We start from the raw sequence: 16,790 nt of genomic DNA on the forward strand, positions 1-16,790 counted from the left end.
CCGATGAGTGGTTCGAAAACGACCTGTACCTACCTATTCCATAGTGCTTAGGAAAATGCCTCTTTTCGTGGCATTCCTCCTGCTTAAATTCTCCGGATGATTCCCCTTGGGTGAGATTTTCGAATTCCGCATGGTTTTCCGGATTTTGGTAACCGGCGTCCTGATCATCCCGATCGGACGGGTAATTGGTGTGATTAGTTTCCATATTACCTAGTCAAATTGTTCCATAAAAGTACGACGAAACTCCTTGCCTTTGAGCAATTTAAGACAACGTTTGCAGAAATTTGGCAGCTTTTGAAAGTAAAACCCTAATAAAAATTTAATTCCGAAGTCAAAAAAAGAGCCCGAAAGCTCTTAATGATTTTACATATTTCCCGGACCGGTATTCGTAGTCGGCTGGTCATCGGCCGAGGAATGATTCGAATTCGATTCGTATTTCCTGTTGCCGTGGCCTTGGTGAAAACGCCTTTCCTCGCGCCCTTCCTCGACAATATCGTTTCCCGATACATCTTTGTCGGCACCGAGATATTCTTCTTTATTGTCGTTTTCGTTGCTGTGATCGCGTCCATCTTCCCGATGTCGCCAATCGTTTCGGTTGTTTTCCATACTAGTTGCGTGTTATCCATACAAGATACGCATCCCAAAACCGGAACCGAAGACGTTTAGCACAACCTTGACATAAGATGACGTTAATTTTTCGGACGTGATGCGGAACCACGCTCAAAGATTAAACCGCCGGTTCTTGCTGGCTCAAACAATGAAAACTGCCCAATCCCCAAATGATGTCGGTCGAATCGATTCCGATTACTTTTCTCGTCTTGAAACAATCCTGCAGGATCGACAACGCTTTATCGTCGTTCGCATCACGGAAAGTCGGTACGATTACGTTCTCGTTCGAAATATAAAAGTTCGCATACGACGCCGGAAGGATCTGGTCGTCGTAAATCACCGGTTTCGGCATCGGCAACTCAACAATGTTCAATTGCTTGCCCGTTTCCAGTCTAAGTGCTTTCAGGGTTTTGAGGTTTTCCTGAAGGATTTCGTAATTCTCGTCCGATTTGTTTTCCTCGATCACCGTCACGACAGTTTCCTCGTCGGTAAAGCGCGTGATATCGTCAATATGGCCATCTGTATCGTCGCCGATAATCCCGTCGCCTATCCAGAGAATATTGTCCACACCGTAAAAATCGACTAGATACTGTTCGATCTGTTTTTGGTTCAAGTGCGGATTGCGGTTTTTGTTGAGCAGACAGGCCGTCGTGGTCAAAAGCGTGCCTTTTCCGTTGAACTCGACGCTTCCGCCTTCCATGACGATTCCCGGATTGAAAACCGGAAGTCCGAGCGCTTTCCCGATTTCGGTCGGAATCACGTCATCCAGATCATACGGCGGATATTTTCCGCCCCACGCATTGTAACCCCAATCGACTATCGCTTTCTCACGCGTTTCCCTATTCACCAAAAACGCCGGTCCGTGATCGCGGCACCACGCGTCGTTCGTCGGATGGAAATAGAATTTCACGTTGTCCAACAAACTTTCGAGATTGCTCACCGATTTCGCGTAATCCGAATTGTAAAGGCTCAACAACGCAAACTCGCGCATTTGCTCACCGCTTACATTGATGCAGACTTTCTGGTGCGAAGCTACTCTCAAAATAAACTCCGAATACGGGTTGTAGATCGTATGGATTTTGCCCGGCCAAGACGCTTCTTTATGCGGCCAAGACAGCCAGAGCGCGGTTTGTTTTTCGAATTCTGCGGGAAAATGGAAGCCTAGTTGTTTGGGAGTCATGGTTTGTGCTTGAATGTTTAGCCACGAATGACACGAATTTCACTAATCCATTTGTATTTGTGCTATTCGTGTCATTCGTGGCTAACTAATTTTAATCTTCGTCGATGAATCTTCTCGTAATCGGCTGATAGCTGTCGATGCGTCGGTCGCGCAAAAATGGCCAGTGCATCCTGAAGAAATCCGATTGGGATTTGTCGATTTCAACTACAACCGTTTCTTCCTCTTCATGAGAGCCGAGGTAGAGCAGTTTGCCCTGTGCGTTGGTCACGAAGCTTCCGCCCCAGAATTTCATCGCGCCTTCCTGCTCGAAACCGACGCGGTTCACGCTTACTACAGGAACGCCGTTTGCCACGGCATGCGAACGCTGGATCGTCTGCCAGGCATTGTATTGATCTTTGTTAGTTTCTTCGTCCTGGTCGGTCGCCCATCCGATCGCCGTCGGATAGAACATGATTTCGGCTCCCATAAGTGCTGTGATGCGGCTCGCTTCGGGATACCATTGGTCCCAACAAATCAGGATACCAATCGTCGCGAATTTGGTCTTGAACACTTTATAGCCAAGATCGCCCGGCGTGAAATAGAATTTCTCGTAATAGGCCGGATCGTCGGGAATGTGCATTTTGCGGTATTTGCCGAGATACGAACCGTCGGCGTCGATGACCGCTGTCGTATTGTGATACAAGCCTTCTGCCCTTTTTTCGAACAGCGATGCGATGATCACCACACCAAGTTCTTTGGCAATTTCCTGCAAAGCCGAAGTGCTCGGACCCGGAATCGCTTCAGCCAGTTTGAAATTCTCGTAATCTTCTACATCGCAAAAGTAAAGCGACGTGAACAATTCCTGCAAACACACGATCTGCGCGCCTTTTTGGGCGGCGACACGGATTTCGCGTATGGCTTTATTCAAGTTGGCTTGTTTGTCAGCTTCACACGACATTTGCACCAAACCTATCTGGACTTTAGACATAGTTTTTGTTTTTAGGCTGCAAAATTAATCATTAGAAAATTAGTCGATGGAATCGATTAGATAATTTTATGATTGATAAGGTAGATTGTCTGATTATCAGATTTACAGATTATAAGATTTAGATTTTCTGACAATCTGATAATCTGTAAATCTGTGAATCCTTTACAACAATTCCTCCGCAATCCCGAAACTCCTCAAAAACACCTTCGTTTTCTCTATGTCGTAATGCAGGATACGGTCTTCGTTGACGTGCGGAACTTCTTCGCGATATGCCTTTATGAACGTCTCGATGAACTCGCTCGATTTGAGCGGACGCCTGAAATCCAAGGCCTGTGCGGCGTTCATGAGTTCGATCGCTAAAATCGATTCGAGGTTGTCTACGACTCTGAGCACTTTCGTTGCGGCGTTCGAGCCCATACTTACATGATCTTCCTGTCCGTTCGAGGAAACGATGCTGTCCGTACTCGCCGGATTCGCAAGCTGTTTGTTCTGGCTCACGATACTCGCAGCCGTGTACTGAGGAATCATGAATCCGGAATTAAGCCCCGGATTGTCGACCAAAAACGCAGGCAATCCGCGAAGTCCCGATATGAGCTGATAGGTTCTTCTTTCTGAAATATTGCCTAGTTCCGCCAATGCGATCGCAAGGAAATCCAAAGCCAAAGCAAGCGGCTGGCCATGGAAATTCCCGCCCGAGATGATCTGGTCGGCATCGATGAAAATGTTCGGATTATCGGTCACAGAGTTGATTTCGGTCTTGAAAACCTTGTGTACGTACTCGATCGCGTCTTTCGAAGCGCCGTGAACCTGTGGCATGCATCGGAACGAATATGGATCTTGGACGTGCTTTTTCTGTTGTTTTATGATTTCGCTTCCTTCGAGGAAAACGCTGATGCGCGCTGCCGTCACGATCTGGCCTTTGTGCGGACGTACGGCGTGGATGAGTTCGTTGAACGGTTCTTTGCGCCCGTCGAAAGCCTCGAGTGAAATCGTACCGATCAAATCGGACAAATAAGAGAGCTTGTTCGCCTTGATGAGCACGTGCGCACCGTAAGCCAGCATGAACTGCGTGCCGTTCAACAGCGCGAGACCTTCTTTCGACTTCAAGGCGATCGGCTGCCAATTGAAATGCTTGAGCACGTCGGCTGCCTGTTCCTTTTTTCCGTTGTACCACACCTCGCCTTCTCCGATCAACGGCAACGACAAATGCGCGAGAGGAGCCAAATCCCCGGACGCACCAAGCGAGCCTTGGTTATAGACGACCGGCAATATGTTTTCGTTGTAAAAATCGACAAGGCGCTCGACGGTTTCAACCTGAACGCCCGAATTGCCATAGCTCAACGATTGGATTTTGAGCAAAAGCATCAGTTTGACGATGTCCTGAGGCACTTCTTCGCCGGTTCCGCAAGCGTGCGACTTGACGAGGTTTTCCTGCAGTTTCGACAAATCAGCGGTATCGATCTTGATGTTGTAAAGCGATCCGAAACCGGTATTGATCCCGTAAATAGGATCGGTTTGGGAATCCATCTTGTTGTCGAGATATTCGCGGCATTTGCGGATGTTGACCACGGCCTCTTCTGAAAGCTCGAGTTTTTTATCGGAAGAAATGATTTCTGAAAGTGTATCCAGGTTCAGGATATCGGTGCTGATGTAATGGTGGGTTTCCATTTTAAGATTGTTTGGATTCCAAAATTCCACAATGACCTAAAGATACGCAAGCGATTTCGTCGAAACTTTTCAAGACGATCTGAGTCGAAAATTTGCATATCGATAAAAAATCATCTTTTCGAACCAATAGTTAATTTATTATCGAAACAATTCTTAAAATCAATTCATGATTCTTTAAAAATTTACACAACTTATATCCGAAAGGAAAAATCCGTATTTTTGACACATGCCGACAAAATTCACATACACTTCTTCGATCACGGCCTCATGGGTTGCGACTACAGTTGGCACAACCACAACCCTTCGGGGTTAATCTTTGCACATATCAGCCCTTTTAGGCTCCTTTTTTAAGGAGTGACTATCCTTTTCCCTTAACATTTTCATCATGAACGTATTGAAATTCGGCGGGACTTCGGTCGCCAACGCCAACAACATAACACAGGTATGCCAAATCGTGGCCGATAAAAGCAAAGAAGACAAACTGGCCGTGGTCATTTCGGCTTTCAGCGGCGTTACCGACCTGTTGCTTTCCGCTTCGTTAAAAGCCGCGGCAAAAGACGAATCCTATCGCGAATTGCTTTCCGAAATCGAGAAAAAACACTTCGACGCCATTAAAGAATTACTGCCGATCCAACAACAAAGCGCGCTTTTGAGCCATGTAAAACGCATCGTCAACCATCTTGAAACCTTGCTTGACGGTTGTTTCCTTTTGGGCGAGCGCTCGGCGCGGACTTCGGATACCATAATCGGTTTCGGGGAATTGCTTTCTTCGTGCATCGTGGCCGAAACCTTAAAGCAATCGGTTGCGAAAAGTACTTACAAAGACAGTCGCGAACTTATCCGCACCGACGACAATTTCGGAAAGGCCAATGTGGATTTTGCAAAGACAAATGTGTTGATCAAGGAATATTTCGCTTCGACCGATGCACACGTAATCGTGCTTCCCGGATTCATCGGTTCGTCCGAAAACGGCGACAATACCACGCTCGGACGCGGCGGATCTGATTATACGGCCGCCATTCTCGCCTCTGGCCTCAACGCCGATAAACTCGAAATCTGGACCGACGTGAACGGCATGTTTACCGCAAATCCGAAAATCGTGAGGCAAGCACAACCGATCGCGTCCATTTCGTACCAGGAAGCTATGGAATTGTCGCATTTCGGGGCCAAAGTGCTGTATCCGCCGACGATCCAGCCCGCACTTGACAAGAACATCCCAATTTTTATCAAGAACACGTTCGAACCCAATGTATATGGCACATTGATTTCGGCGAATCCGGAGAAATCTCAAAATCCCATAAAAGGCATCAGTCATATCGAAGGAATTTCCCTTGTCACGCTTGAAGGTTCGGGCATGATCGGTGTCGCGGGCTCGTCGAAACGTCTGTTCGAAGTTTTATCGGATAAAGGCATCAACGTCATCTTCATCACCCAGGCGTCTTCGGAACATTCGATTTGCATCGGGATTCTCGACAGCGACTCGGAAAAGGCACAAAAAGCGATCGACAACGCATTCGAAACCGAGATCTCACGTCACCGAATTGAGCCGTGTATCGTTGAGAAAGGATTGTGCATCGTAGCACTAGTGGGCGAAAACATGAAAAACCATCAAGGTTTGAGCGGAAAAATGTTCAGCACTTTGGGAAAGAACAACGTCAACATCAGGGCTATCGCACAAGGCGCTTCGGAAAGAAACATCTCGGTAGTCATTAACGAACGCGACGTTAAAAAAGCGCTCAACACGTTGCACGAACGCTTTTTTGAGGACAATACCAAACAGATCAACCTCTTCGTGATGGGCGTGGGTAATGTAGGCGAGAAATTCCTGGACCAGATCCATCAACAGAAAAAATTCCTCAGGGACAACCTCAAAATCAACCTGCGCGTGATCGCTTTGTCGAATTCGAAAAAAATGATATTCGACGAAGAAGGTCTCTCGCTCAAGGACTGGAAACAGCAACTCGAAAGCGGTGAAAATGCCGACATCGGCCGCTTTGTACAAAACGTGAAAACGCTCAACCTGCGCAACAGCATTTTCGTTGACATTACCACGAATCAGCATGTTTCCGACAGTTATCATCAATATCTCGAGGACAGCATTGCGGTGGTAACCTGTAATAAGATCGCGTGTTCATCGGTTTATGAAAATTATGTCGACCTCAAGAATACGAGCCGGAAATACGGCGCGCCTTTCCTTTTCGAGACCAATGTCGGAGCCGGATTGCCGATAATCGATACACTCAAGAACATGGTCGCTTCCGGGGATAAAGTCAACAAGATACAGGCGGTGTTGTCGGGAAGCCTCAACTTTATTTTCAATAATTTCGATGGAAATTCAAGTTTTCACGACGTCGTAAAAGAAGCAGGTATTCAAGGTTTTACGGAACCCGACCCGAAAATTGATTTAAGTGGCGTCGATGTGGCGCGCAAAATCCTGATCCTGATCCGCGAAAGCGGTTACGAGATGGAAATGCACGATATCGAGAACAAATCGTTCCTTCCGAAAGAATGTCTCGATACCCAATCCGTGCCCGATTTTTTCGTGTCGCTCCTCACCCATGCCAAACATTTTGACGACCTTTATGACCAAGCGAAATCGCAGGATTGCCGACTCAAATACGTCGCACAGTTCGAAAACGGGAAAGCGGCGGTAGGATTGCAATTCATCCCGAAAGACCATCCGTTCTATAACCTCGAAGGAAAGGACAACATCGTTTTGTTTTTCACGGACCGCTATTCGGACCAACCGCTTCTGATTCGTGGCGCAGGTGCTGGTGCGGCGGTTACGGCGAGTGGGATTTTTGCAGACGTGATACGTGCCAGCAATAATTAAAGGAACGCTGAAAACGCTGATTTCCGCAGATTGACACAGACAAAACCAAACAAAATCAACAGAAATCAGGTTATCTGCGCTATCTGTGTTCCAAAAAACCAAAACTATGGATTACATCAAAATATTCTCCCCCGCTACAATCGCGAACCTTTCGTGCGGTTTCGACGTACTCGGACTTTGCCTTGATAATGTCGGAGATGAAATGACGGTTAGGAAAATCGACGAAAAAACCATCCGGATCACCAAAATCGAAGGTGCCGATTTGCCATTGGAAACCGAAAAAAACGTTTCGGGCGTCGCAGCTTTGGCCCTACTTCATGAATGGGATACCGACTACGGGTTCGAAATCGAGATCACCAAAAACATAAAAGCCGGAAGCGGGATAGGAAGTTCGGCAGCCAGCGCGGCAGGCTCGGTTTTCGCGATCAACGAATTGCTCGGCAGGCCGTATGAAAACAAAGACCTCGTAAGATTTGCGATGCAAGGCGAAAAACTGGCATCGGGAAGCGCACATGCAGACAATGTCGCGCCTGCTTTGCTAGGCGGGATCACGCTCGTGAGAAGCTACGATCCGCTGGACATCATCAAAATCGAAGCGCCCGAGGAATTATTCGCGACTGTGATCCATCCACAAATCGAGTTAAGGACGGCCGACGCCCGATCGGTATTGAAACAACACATCACGTTGCAAAACGCCATTACCCAATGGGGAAACGTGGGCGGTTTCGTTGCCGGATTATACACGAGAGATTACGGCCTTATCGGACGCTCGCTCCAGGATAAGATCGTCGAACCCATACGCGGCCTTTTGATTCCCGGTTTCGACCGATTGAAAATCGCGTGCCAGACGCAAGGCGCTTTGGGTTCCGGAATTTCGGGAAGCGGACCTTCTGTATTTGCACTCAGTCGCGGTTTTGAAACGGCTCAAAACGCAGCATCGGCCATGAGCCAGGTATACGACGACATGAAATTGCCATACGAGATCCATATATCGGGAATCAATCCGGAAGGCATTAAAATCCTTGATAAAAAATAGCATGCGATACTTCAGTTTACACCACTATTCTCCTAAAATCGGTTTTCGCGAAGCCGTCATTCAAGGTTTGGCGCCCGATAAAGGTTTGTATTTTCCTGAAATCATTGCGCCTTTGGATTCCGACTTCTTCGATTCGATCGAAACCTTATCGGACTACCAAATCGCGTTTGAGGCGATCCGTCAATTCGTTGGAGACGAAATTCCCGAACACGAACTCAAAAATATCATAAATGAAACGCTTTCGTTCGATTTTCCGATCATCGAAATCGAAAAGGACGTGTATTCGCTCGAGCTTTTCCATGGGCCGACAATGGCTTTCAAGGACGTCGGGGCGAGGTTCATGGCGCGCTGCCTCGGCTATTTCAACAGAGAGCGCACACACGCAAGGAACACCGTGCTCGTCGCGACTTCGGGCGATACGGGTGGCGCCGTCGCAAGCGGATTTCTTGGCGTTCCAGGCGTGGATGTCGTGATTTTGTATCCGAACGGAAAAGTCAGCGACATACAGGAACGCCAACTTACGACGCTGGGCCAAAACATTACGGCTTTGCGCGTGGACGGTGTTTTCGACGACTGTCAGGATATGGTTAAACAAGCCTTCCTCGATAAAGATCTGCAACATTTGAACCTGACATCGGCCAATTCGATCAACATCGCACGTTGGTTACCGCAAATGTTCTATTTCTTCTTCGCCTACAAACAACTCAAGAAAAGCAGGAAACCGATGGTGGTTTCGTGCCCGAGCGGCAATTTCGGCAACATTTGCGCAGGCATTCTCGCTAAAAAGTTGGGATTACCGATTTCGCGTTTTGTAGCCGCGACGAACGCCAACGACACCGTACCGAGATTCCTTGAGAATTGGAAATACGAACCGAAAGCGTCGGTACAGACATTGTCGAATGCGATGGATGTGGGAAATCCGAGCAATTTTATCCGGATACGCGAATTGTATGGAGACGACAAGGCGACATTCGAAAAGGAATTCTCGTCTTATGCGTTTTCGGATGCAGAAACCCGCCAAGCCATGAAAAGTGTTTATGGAAATTCGGGTTATGTATTGGAACCGCACGGCGCAGTCGCTTATCTGGGATTGAAAAAAGAACTTGAAAAACACCCCGAGTCTATAGGTGTTTTGCTTGAAACCGCCCATCCTGTAAAATTCATCGACGTCGTGGAAGATGTCTTGGATTTTACACCGCAAATTCCCGATCAAATCTCATCGATTATAGATAAACAGAAAGTGTTTTCAAACATTTCGTCTTATGAAGAATTGAAAACGCTACTATTAAATAAAAAATGAAGAAAAGCGCACTTGAAATATTCAATGACAATGCATTGAAGTATCAGCATAAATTTATGTATCTGGATTTATACGACGATTCGTACGATGCTTTTTTGAGTAACCTGAAACCAAATGCGCATGTGCTCGAAGTCGGTTGCGGGCCGGGAAACATCACGCGTTATCTTCTCGAAAAACGTCCCGACCTTAATCTTCTCGCCACCGATTTTGCACCCAACATGATCGAACTGGCGCAAGCCAATAATCCAAAAGCAACCTGCAGATTATTGGACGCACGTCGAATACTTGACTTGAATGACCGTTACGACGCAATCGTATGTGGATTTGTCGCGCCGTATTTTTCGAGTGAAGAACTTGAAACATTCATCCAAAACGTTTCGAAGATTTCCAATAACGACGGATCGCTTTATTTGTCGGTGATCGAAGGCGAATATTCCCAGTCAGGCTGGCAGCATTCGAGCGACGGGAAAAGCAGCACGATGGTATATTTATATTCTGAAGCCGATTTGGAAAAAATGCTTTCCCGAAACGGTTTCGAAACCAAACACGTCTTCCGAAAAGCCTACGCCGAATCGACCCATCTTATTTTCGTGGCGGCGATTTCGCGATAGACAGGAACGCTTTTCCTAAATACCGTATCACATCGGAAGCCACGAAATATTCCGTTCCTGTTTCGGGCAATGCCAGATCGGCGGTCAAACCATGCAGGTATACGCCTAATTTCGCGGCATCCAGAGCTTCATATCCTTGAGCCAGCAAGGCCGTGATTATGCCGGTGAGCACATCTCCGGTTCCTCCCGTCGCCAAAGCGGCGTTTCCGGTCGTATTTTGAAAAAGCGAATTGCCATCGGTGATGAACGTAGGTGCGCCTTTCAAAACCAAAATGAGCTTATGCTGCCTGGCGAATCGGATCGCGTTTTCCTTACTGTCTTCTTCCGATGCAAATTCACCGATAAGCCGCGACAATTCTTTGGGATGAGGCGTCAAGATTGTATTTTTGGGCAAAAGTGAAATCCAGTCCTTTTTTTGGGAAAGGATGTTGAGACCGTCGGCATCGACGACCAAAGGTTTTCGTACACGTCTCAAAAATTCATGGAAAGCATGCTGCACACCTTGCTCCTGCCCGATTCCCGGTCCGATTCCGATAGCATTTGGCTCGATCTCGTATTGGATGTTGGACAGATGTTTGTGTCCCATATCGGTAATGACCATTGCTTCGGGAACCACGGTCTGCAAGATTTGATAGCCACATTCGGGGATGAAGGCCGTAACCAGTCCGGCACCCGAATGCAAAGCCGCTTTTACAGACAATGTGATCGACCCCATTTTACCATAACTTCCACCGATAAGCAACGCGTGACCCTGCGTGCCTTTATGTGTTTTCGGATTGGCAGGTCTGTAGATTTTTTGGATGTGGGATTTCGTCAGTCGCGTCGTCTTCATGTTTAAAGTTAGGGATTATTTGCCATTTTAAGGCGAATCACGACCTAGTTACGGCGGACGATGTCGACAGCATCAAAAATTCGTCAATCCGCTAATTATCGCGTTCGGCAATTCCTCATTTTTGACTATTTTAGCGCCGCTAAACCTAAACACTACGAATAATGAAAAATACGGCGCTGACGCACATTCACGAACAACTTGGGGCGAAAATCCTTCCTTTTGCGGGTTACAACATGCCGATCACGTACGAAGGCGTGAATGCAGAACACGAAACCGTGCGTAAAGGCGTCGGTGTTTTCGACGTGTCGCACATGGGCGAATTCTTTTTGGAAGGTCCGAATGCTCTGGCTTTGATCCAAAAAGTGACCTCTAACGACGCTTCTGTGTTGACCGACGGACGCGCCCAATATTCATGCTTACCTAATAACGACGGCGGTATCGTAGACGATTTGATCGTGTACAAGTTCAACGACGAGAAATATCTTTTGGTCGTGAACGCCTCGAACATCGACAAGGACTGGGATTGGATTTCGAAACACAATGATTTGGGCGTGAAAATGACGAATGCTTCGGAAAATTATTCGCTGCTCGCCATCCAAGGCCCGAAAGCGGCGGAAGCCATGCAATCCTTGACTTCGACGAATTTGTCCGAAATCAAATATTACCACTTCGAAGTCGGGAATTTTGCCGGATTCGACGATGTGATCATTTCGGCTACGGGCTACACAGGTTCAGGCGGATTTGAAATCTATTGCAAAAACGAACAAGCCGAAGCGATCTGGAACAAGGTTTTCGAAGCCGGGAAAGCGTGGGATATCAAACCTATCGGATTGGCCGCCCGCGATACGCTGCGTCTTGAAATGGGATTCTGCCTTTACGGAAACGACATAGACGACACGACTTCGCCTCTTGAAGCCGGTTTGGGCTGGATCACGAAATTCACGAAGGATTTCACGAATTCCGAAAACCTTAAAAAACAGAAGGAAGCAGGCGTTTCGAGAAAACTCGTCGGATTTGAACTGATCGAGCGCGGCGTGCCGAGACAAGGTTATGAAATCGTAGACAAAGACGGAAACATAATCGGGAACGTGACTTCAGGAACACAAGCACCGTCATTGAACAAAGGAATCGGCCTTGGTTACGTGACGACGGAATTCGCTGGTTTGGATTCTGAAATCTTTATCCGCATCCGTAAAAACGACGTGGCAGCGAAAGTTGTGAAACTGCCGTTTTACAAGGCTTGACTTTTTGGCCACTAATGACACGAATATTAAGAATACATATTTGTGGGAATTAGTGATATTCGTGGCTTTACAAATTTTGAAAATCTGTTGAAAGCCTTATTTTTGCGCACAGAAATAAAAACCTTCGTGATTTTTAGTCTTGCGTCTAAAGAACAAGGAATAACGAACAACGATTAACGAACTTAGAAGTTTAAATAGAAATGGGAAGAGCGTTTGAATTCCGCAAAGGAAGAAAAATGAAACGTTGGGCAGCGATGGCCAAAGCGTTCACAAGAATCGGCAAAGACATCGTCATGGCGGTGAAAGAAGGCGGACCGAATCCGGAAGCCAATGCCCGTTTGCGTGCCGTAATGCAGAACGCCAAATCGGCGAACATGCCGAAAGAAAACGTCGAGCGCGCCATCAAAAAAGCGACCGACAAAGACACGGCGAACTATAAAGAAGTTTTGTTCGAAGGTTATGCGCCTCACGGTATCGCGATCCTGATCGAAACCGCTACCGACAACAACAATAGAACCGTTGCCAACATCCGCAGCTATTTCAACAAATGCAACGGAACTTTGGGAACTCAAGGTTCGGTTGAATTCATGTTCGATCACACTTGTAATTTCCGCATCGCAAAAGGAAATCTCGATCCCGAGGAATTGGAATTGGAATTGATCGATTTCGGAGCTGAAGAGGTTTTTGAAGACGAGGACGGAATTTTGATTTATGCGCCTTTCGGAAGCTTCGGTTCAATCCAGAAAGAACTTGAAAACCGTGGCATCGAAATCTTGTCGTCCGGATTCGAAAGAATCCCGCAGGTCACAAAACCTGGATTGACTCCTGAACAAGTAGCAGACGTCGAAAAATTGCTTGAGAAAATTGAGGAAGACGACGACGTGATGAACGTGTACCATACGATGGAAGAAAGCGCTGAGTAATTCAGTTCCATACAATAATTTAGAAAAGGGCTTCAGTTTTGAAGCTCTTTTTTTGTAACTCAGATTTCCCCAGATTTTACAGATTTTACAAATTTCTTTTGAAACACGAATCGGAAAACGACTCGGTGCATACTGGTTTTCAGAAGAATTAAATGAAATTCTGAAATCCACAGTCAAAAAAACACTTCACCTTATCACTTAAAAATCAGAGAAAATCTGTGGAAATCTGCGTCATCAGCGTTTCTAATAAAAAAAGCCCCGGAATCCGAGGCTGTATTTTGGATAAGACGATTCATTCTTATTTAATGAATTCGACTTTTTGAGCTTCTTCCGCATTCACGCTGTCGAAGAAACCTTGCTCGTTCATCCATTCGTCGCTGAACACTTTGCTCATATAACGCGAGCCATGGTCAGGAAAAATGGCAACGACCACACTGTTTTCGTCAAATTCGCCTTCTTCGGCATATTGCTTGATCGCCTGCATCGTCGCTCCCGAGGTATAACCAACGAAAAGACCTTCTTTCTTGGCGATTTCACGCGTTACGTGCGCGCTTTCCTCATCGGTGACTTTTATGAACTTGTCGATAAGGTCGAAATCGGTGGCCGAAGGAATCAGGTTTTTACCCAAACCTTCAATTCTGTACGGATAAATTTCCTCGTTGTCGAATTCTTTGGTTTCGTGATATTTCTTAAGCACCGATCCGAAAGCATCGACACCTAGAATACGGATGTTCGGATTTTTCTCTTTAAGGAATTTAGCGGCTCCCGAAATAGTTCCTCCGGTTCCGCTACACGCGACAAGATGCGTAATCTGTCCGTTCGTCTGATCCCAGATTTCGGGACCTGTAGACTTATAATGCGCATCGATGTTGAGCTGGTTGAAATACTGGTTGATGTAAACCGACCCTTGTATTTCTTCGTGAAGCCTTTTGGCTACGTTGTAATACGAACGCTCGTCATCGGCAGAAACGTGCGCCGGACAAACATATACCTTCGCTCCCATAGTTCGGAGCATATCGATCTTGTCTCTTGAAGATTTAGAGCTTACCGCGAGAATACAGTTGTAGCCCTTAATGATGCTGACCATCGCCAGACTGAATCCGGTGTTGCCCGAAGTCGTCTCAATGATGGTGTCGCCTGGTGAAAGAATTCCTTTTTTTTCAGCTTCTTCAATAATGTAAAGGGCAATCCTGTCTTTTGTGGAGTGTCCCGGATTGAAAGCCTCTACTTTAGCGTAGAAATTTCCTTTGAGGTTTTCGGCAACGCGATTCAGCTTGATGAGAGGCGTGTTTCCGATAAGTTCCAGGACATTATTGTAAGCTTTTATTTCTTCTTTCATAAAAAAATAATTAGTCAAGGGCGAGCATGCCGATTGGGCATACCTTGAAACCTTGCAAATTTAACAAAAAAAATCTTTTCACTTCCCAATTTTTTCAAGAGTGAACAAAAAACTGAACTCGCGCGCAAGTTCCTTAAGTGCTTCAAAACGTCCCGAAGCCCCGCCGTGTCCCGCTTCCATGTTCGTATCGAGGAAAAGCAGCTTGTCATCGGTTTTAACACTCCTTAGCTTTGCCACCCATTTTGCGGGTTCCCAATATTGCACCTGGGAATCGTGCAAACCGGTAGAAACATACAAATTCGGATAGTTTTTGGCCTCGACATTATCGTAAGGTGAATACGATTTCATGTATTCGTAATATTCTTTTTCGTTCGGATTTCCCCACTCGTCGTATTCGCCTGTAGTGAGCGGAATATCCTCGTCAAGCATTGTCGTGACCACGTCCACGAAAGGCACCTGGGCAATCATGCCGTTGTACAGTTCGGGCGCCATGTTCGCGACCGCGCCCATAAGCAATCCGCCGGCAGAACCACCTTCGGCATATAAATGTTCGGATGACGTATAACCTTCGGCGATCAGGAATTTCGAAACGTCTATAAAATCGGTGAACGTGTTTTTCTTTTTGAGCAATTTCCCGTCTTCGTACCATTGGCGCCCCAAATCTTCGCCTCCGCGGATGTGTGCGATCGCATAAATGAAGCCGCGGTCGAGCAACGACAGGCGTGTAGACGAAAAATAAGGATCCATCGACGCGCCGTACGAACCGTACGCATATTGCAACAACGGATTGCTTCCGTCTTTTCGGGTCTCTTTCCTATAAACGAGCGAAATCGGGATTTTAGTGCCGTCGTGGGCCGTCGCCCATTTTCGCTCTTCTATATAATTGTCCTTGTCGAATTTCCCTCCGAGTACTTGTTGTTCTTTGAGCACCGTCTTTTCCTTCGTCCTCATATTGAAATCGATCACCGATGAAGGCGTCGCCATCGATTGGTAACCGTAACGCAAAATCTCGGTATCGAAATCGACGTTCGTGGTCGTATAAGCGGTATAAGTTTCGATATCGAACGGAAGATAATATTCCCCTTGCCCATTCCACGGACGAATCCGGATCTTATTCAAGCCGTTCGAACGTTCTTCGATCACGAGATAATCGCGGAAAATATCGATGCCTTCGAGCAAAACCTCATCGCGATGCGGTATCAAGTCGACCCAGTTGTCTTTTGAAGTCGCAGTATCGGGCGTTTTCATGAGTTTGAAATTCGTGGCTCCGTCGGCGTTGGTCATCACGTAAAAACTGTCTCCGTAATGCGAAATGCTGTATTCGAGCCCGCGGATCCGTTTTTGGAAAACTTCGAACTCGCCATCGGGGTTATCGGCGCTCAAAATACGCGATTCCGAAGTCAACGTACTCGAAGAATGGATTACCATGAATTTCTTCGATTTTTCCTTGTGTACCGAAACGTGGAACGTATCATCGACCTCATCAAAAACCACGACGTCAAGCTTGGAATCGGTGCCTAACTTGTGTCTGTAAATCTTATCGGAGCGCAACGTTTTCTTGTCCTGACGTGTAAAGAACAATGTCTTATTGTCGTTTGCCCACACGCAATTCGGCGCGGCATCGGCTATCGTATCGGGGAAAACCTCACCCGTCTCTAAATTCTTGATGCGGATCGTGTAAATCCGGCGCCCTTTTAAGTCGACGCCAAAAGAAGCGTATTTGTTGTCGGGGCTGATGCTCACGCCACCGAGCTGGAAAAATGAATGTCCTTGCGCCATTTCGTTGCAATTGAACAAAATTTCCTCCGGAGCTTCAAGCGTACCTTTTTTCCGGGCATAAATCGGATAATTCTTGCCTGTTTCGTATCGCGTGATGTACCAGTATCCGTTGTAGAAATACGGAACCGATTCGTCGTCTTCCTTGATACGCGCCTTCATTTCTTCGAACAAAGCCTCGCGAAACGGCTCTTCGGACTTGGTCGTTTCCCTGTAATATTCGTTTTCGCGATTAAGATAGTCAATGACTTCGGGGCTTTCCCTGTCGTTAAGCCAATAGTAGTTGTCTATGCGAACATCCCCGTGTTTTTCCAGACGGTGCGGACGTTTTTCGGCAACCGGGGCTTTTATGGGTTCAGGCATTGTTTTGGGTTTTTGAAGCGGCAAAAATAGCGCAAACAACCATGTAAAGCGGTTTTTTAGGCCAGTATTAACGATTGCCGTATGCACGAATTTAGTAAATTCGCGAGCA

The 16,790-nt window shown here is 46.7% G+C and carries 13 protein-coding genes; 6 read left to right on the forward strand and 7 right to left on the reverse strand.

Annotation, left to right across the window (positions count from 1 at the left end; translation table 11 throughout):
- Window positions 1-363: 363 nt before the first annotated feature.
- From HZF10_RS03770 to hutH, 4 genes are all read right to left on the reverse strand, one after another.
- The gene (locus HZF10_RS03770) at window positions 364-606 is read right to left on the reverse strand and encodes a hypothetical protein (protein WP_176004839.1); all 243 of its coding nucleotides are present in this window, start codon (window positions 604-606) and stop codon (window positions 364-366) included.
- A 121-nt stretch (window positions 607-727) separates the two neighbouring features.
- A complete protein-coding gene (locus tag HZF10_RS03775) occupies window positions 728-1,789 on the reverse strand; it encodes an agmatine deiminase family protein (protein ID WP_176004840.1) in 1,062 nt (353 codons plus the stop codon).
- 91 nt (window positions 1,790-1,880) lie between these two features.
- Window positions 1,881-2,756, reverse strand: a complete 876-nt coding sequence (locus HZF10_RS03780) for a carbon-nitrogen hydrolase (protein ID WP_176004841.1) — start codon at window positions 2,754-2,756, stop codon at window positions 1,881-1,883.
- 162 nt (window positions 2,757-2,918) lie between these two features.
- Complete coding sequence (gene hutH, locus HZF10_RS03785; protein WP_176004842.1) at window positions 2,919-4,424, reverse strand: histidine ammonia-lyase; 1,506 nt, start codon at window positions 4,422-4,424, stop codon at window positions 2,919-2,921.
- A 385-nt stretch (window positions 4,425-4,809) separates the two neighbouring features.
- Here hutH and thrA point away from each other — a divergent pair, with 385 nt between their 5' ends.
- From thrA to HZF10_RS03805, 4 genes are all read left to right on the forward strand, one after another.
- Complete coding sequence (thrA, locus tag HZF10_RS03790; RefSeq protein WP_176004843.1) at window positions 4,810-7,257, forward strand: bifunctional aspartate kinase/homoserine dehydrogenase I; 2,448 nt, start codon at window positions 4,810-4,812, stop codon at window positions 7,255-7,257.
- Between the two features lie 106 nt (window positions 7,258-7,363).
- Complete coding sequence (locus HZF10_RS03795; protein ID WP_176004844.1) at window positions 7,364-8,293, forward strand: homoserine kinase; 930 nt, start codon at window positions 7,364-7,366, stop codon at window positions 8,291-8,293.
- Window position 8,294: 1 nt separating this feature from the next.
- On the forward strand, window positions 8,295-9,593 hold the full coding sequence (gene thrC, locus HZF10_RS03800) for a threonine synthase (RefSeq protein WP_176004845.1): 1,299 nt from the start codon (window positions 8,295-8,297) through the stop codon (window positions 9,591-9,593).
- Window positions 9,590-10,204, forward strand: a complete 615-nt coding sequence (locus tag HZF10_RS03805; protein WP_176004846.1) for a class I SAM-dependent DNA methyltransferase — start codon at window positions 9,590-9,592, stop codon at window positions 10,202-10,204. Before thrC ends, HZF10_RS03805 begins: the two co-directional genes overlap by 4 nt.
- Here the strand turns inward: HZF10_RS03805 and HZF10_RS03810 are convergent.
- On the reverse strand, window positions 10,176-11,036 hold the full coding sequence (locus tag HZF10_RS03810; RefSeq protein WP_176004847.1) for an NAD(P)H-hydrate dehydratase: 861 nt from the start codon (window positions 11,034-11,036) through the stop codon (window positions 10,176-10,178). The genes HZF10_RS03805 and HZF10_RS03810 overlap by 29 nt on opposite strands.
- A gap of 161 nt (window positions 11,037-11,197) precedes the next feature.
- Here HZF10_RS03810 and gcvT point away from each other — a divergent pair, with 161 nt between their 5' ends.
- Window positions 11,198-12,280, forward strand: a complete 1,083-nt coding sequence (gene gcvT, locus HZF10_RS03815; protein ID WP_176004848.1) for a glycine cleavage system aminomethyltransferase GcvT — start codon at window positions 11,198-11,200, stop codon at window positions 12,278-12,280.
- 200 nt (window positions 12,281-12,480) lie between these two features.
- A complete protein-coding gene (locus tag HZF10_RS03820) occupies window positions 12,481-13,203 on the forward strand; it encodes a YebC/PmpR family DNA-binding transcriptional regulator (RefSeq protein WP_176004849.1) in 723 nt (240 codons plus the stop codon).
- Window positions 13,204-13,501: 298 nt separating this feature from the next.
- Here HZF10_RS03820 and capA read toward each other — a convergent pair whose 3' ends face one another.
- Both capA and HZF10_RS03830 read right to left on the reverse strand, forming a co-directional pair.
- Window positions 13,502-14,542 (reverse strand): cysteate synthase, encoded by a 1,041-nt coding sequence (gene capA, locus HZF10_RS03825; protein ID WP_176004850.1) that lies wholly within the window; start codon window positions 14,540-14,542, stop codon window positions 13,502-13,504.
- 78 nt (window positions 14,543-14,620) lie between these two features.
- The gene (locus HZF10_RS03830; RefSeq protein ID WP_176004851.1) at window positions 14,621-16,681 is read right to left on the reverse strand and encodes a S9 family peptidase; all 2,061 of its coding nucleotides are present in this window, start codon (window positions 16,679-16,681) and stop codon (window positions 14,621-14,623) included.
- Window positions 16,682-16,790: the final 109 nt, after the last annotated feature.

The sequence above is a fragment of the Flavobacterium agri genome, assembly GCF_013401995.1.
GTDB lineage: Bacteria > Bacteroidota > Bacteroidia > Flavobacteriales > Flavobacteriaceae > Flavobacterium > Flavobacterium agri.